The organism is Thermoanaerobacter sp. A7A, assembly GCF_000445185.1.
In the GTDB taxonomy this organism is placed as follows: Bacteria; Bacillota; Thermoanaerobacteria; order Thermoanaerobacterales; family Thermoanaerobacteraceae; genus Thermoanaerobacter.
The window spans coordinates 1-1,145 of sequence record NZ_AVAF01000150.1 but is presented as its reverse complement, the minus strand read 5'-3'; the positions used below and the strand labels follow the sequence as shown (position 1 = coordinate 1,145).

Here is a 1,145-nt window from a genome sequence, read left to right as displayed (position 1 = left end):
TTTTTCTCTTTAAAAAATCCTACGATAATTTTACACTATGTGCATCAAAAAAGAGCATGCTAAAACATGCTCCAGTTTGTTGACAAAGTTAAAAAATATTCAAAGGAGATATTTTGCATCGTTGCTCCGATGTTCCAAAGCGACAAAACTAAACTCGACCTTCAGGTTCCGGCAGGGTACCGGGCACAATCGGCATCCATGCCTTAAGGTGCCCGCCTTCGCCATCCATGGCTTCGGCCCTGCCTCCACCCTCGGTCTTGCTAAGTTTTGTTGCCGCTTTGTCACAAGTCGCACCGATTGTAAAATATCTCCTTTACGAAAGTTTGTCTACAGTCTGGAGCATGCCACAACATGCTCTTTTCTTTAAAAAATTATATTTAAAATGCTACAAATTTTTCTCCAGGAACTCCACATACAGGACATTTTTCTGGCAATACATCAACAGATGTATATCCGCAAACAGGACATATGTAAACTTTTGATATCTTTATATCTTCTCCTTTTAATGCTGCTTCTTTTGCTTCAGTGTACAATTTTGCATGTATTTTTTCAGCCTCAATAGCATAATGTATGCTTTTTTTAGCTCCAGATTCCTCTTGAAGTTCTGCAACAGCATTATAAGCAGGATACATCTCTTCTACCTCAAAGGTTTCCCCTTCTATAGCTTTTTCAAGATTTTCTACTGTATTTCCTACTTCTCCAAGAGTTTTGTAGTGATTTGTAGCGTGTACCAATTCAGCATAGGAAATAGCCCTGAAAAGTCTTGCAATATTAGGTTTGCCTTCTTTTTCAGCTACATCAGCAAAAATTTGATATCTCATGTGAGCTTGGCTCTCTCCTGCATAGGCTTCACTAAGGTTATGTCTTGTCATTTCTCGCATAAAAGATTCCTCCTTAATTAAATTTTTATTAATAAATAATAATTTTCTCTTTTAAATAATATTATACTACACTTTTTTACCATGTCAAGACATTTGAAAGAGAAAAATAAAAAAAGACCTTACAGTCTTTTTTTAATGGTGGAGGGAGATGGATTCGAACCATCGAAGGCGATAGCCAACAGATTTACAGTCTGCCCCCTTTGGCCACTTGGGTATCCCTCCACAATATTTAATTTTTTGAAAATGGTGGTCGCAATAGGACTT

At 37.2% G+C, this 1,145-nt stretch carries 1 protein-coding gene and 1 tRNA gene; both read right to left on the bottom strand.

The annotated features are described in order from the left end of the window. Positions 1-377: 377 nt before the first annotated feature. On the bottom strand, positions 378-881 hold the full coding sequence (locus tag M663_RS0111495) for a rubrerythrin family protein (protein ID WP_003866895.1): 504 nt from the start codon (positions 879-881) through the stop codon (positions 378-380). A 136-nt stretch (positions 882-1,017) separates the two neighbouring features. Continuing rightward, positions 1,018-1,103: transfer RNA gene (locus M663_RS0111490), tRNA-Tyr, on the bottom strand. Positions 1,104-1,145: the final 42 nt, after the last annotated feature.